Genomic DNA, 1,296 nt, shown 5'->3' on the forward strand with positions numbered 1-1,296 from the left:
GGGTGTTCCCCCCTCACCCGCCTCCGCCCGCGCCCTTCCCCGACCGGGGACGCCCTGTCGGGGAGGCCGGGGATTTCCGCGGCACCACCCGGCGGCCGGAGGCCGCCCGGGGGCGGGTACGGGCGCCGGGGGCGCCGCCCCGGCCCGGGAACCCCGGTGAGGACGGCGGTATCGTCGGAGTTCGGGCCCCGGTACCGCGAATCGACCGGACGGAACCGGGAAGCGGAACCGGCACGGGGCCGTGACCGCCAGAAACGCCGTGACCGCCGTGACCGCGGCCGGGAACCGCACCGGAAAGGAACGGGTGACATGACCGCGCAGCAGGAGGCCGACGGGACGACCGATCCGCTGGAGGTGTGGATCGATCAGGACCTGTGCACCGGGGACGGCATCTGCGCCCAGTACGCCCCCGAGGTCTTCGAGCTGGACATCGACGGACTCGCGTACGTGAAGCCGCCCGCCCCTCCGGGCGAGGAGGTCGACCTGCTGACGGAGCCGGGGGCGACCGCCCCGGTTCCACTGCCCCTGCTGAGCGACGTGGTCGCCTCCGCCCGCGAGTGCCCCGGGGAGTGCATCCACGTGCGCCGGGTGGCGGACGGCGCCGAGGTGTACGGTCCGGACACCGCCTGATCGCCGGGCCGCCCCCGGGGGCGACACCCGCCGGGACACGATCGGGCGGACCGGAATCCGCCCGGCTCAGACCGCCACGGCGGTCAGCGGGGCCCGCTGCTCACGGACCAGGGCCCCGTCCCGCCAACTCCAGGCGGCCTCCCCGTGCAGGTCGGGTTCGCTGCGCGGGACGTCCGGGCCGGAGTACCCCAGCAGTCGCACCACCAGACCGGTGCCGTCGGCGATCAACTCGTCGACGATCATGCCGTCGGCCGGATCGACCAGGGTCTCGGCGACGCGTGGCTCGTCGGCCGCGCCGCCCGTCAACAGGTAGACACCACCGGGCGGGGTTCCACCGGCCGCGTCGCAGCGGACGGCGGCGATGGTCTCGGCACGTCCGTCACCGTCCAGGTCCACCACCGCGTGGTGGGTGATCGCCACCCCGTGGGGGCCGCAGTCCACCGGATATCCGGCGCGCGCGGGGTCGGGCCCCTCCCCCACCGCCGGGCTCGCCCCGGCCGCCGGGGGCCGCGCCACGGCGAGGACGCCGACCACCGCCGTCAGGGCGACCGCCGTCAGGGCCCAGTGGAGGACGTGGGAACGGGTGTGGGGGAGGGCGGCGCCGGCCGGAAGCTGCACGCGGGGCTCCTGGGAGTCGGAATCGCCGACACACCCCCGGTCCGGGGG

2 protein-coding genes are annotated in these 1,296 nt (G+C 76.3%); one reads left to right on the plus strand and one right to left on the minus strand.

Annotation, left to right across the window (positions count from 1 at the left end):
* Window positions 1–309: 309 nt before the first annotated feature.
* Complete coding sequence (locus tag FNQ90_RS23590) at window positions 310–630, plus strand: ferredoxin (RefSeq protein ID WP_182608200.1); 321 nt, start codon at window positions 310–312, stop codon at window positions 628–630.
* Window positions 631–696: 66 nt separating this feature from the next.
* Here the strand turns inward: FNQ90_RS23590 and FNQ90_RS23595 are convergent.
* A partial coding sequence (locus tag FNQ90_RS23595; protein ID WP_323380144.1) for a hypothetical protein occupies window positions 697–1,296 on the minus strand: 600 nt, incomplete at its 5' end.

Source organism: Streptomyces alkaliphilus, from assembly GCF_014141535.1.
In the GTDB taxonomy this organism is placed as follows: domain Bacteria; phylum Actinomycetota; class Actinomycetes; order Streptomycetales; family Streptomycetaceae; genus Streptomyces; species Streptomyces alkaliphilus.

What these genes read in the sequence shown, in the direction of transcription:
- FNQ90_RS23590 (WP_182608200.1), top strand. Translation starts at nt 310, where the DNA reads ATGACCGCGCAGCAGGAGGCCGACGGGACGACCGATCCGCTGGAGGTG.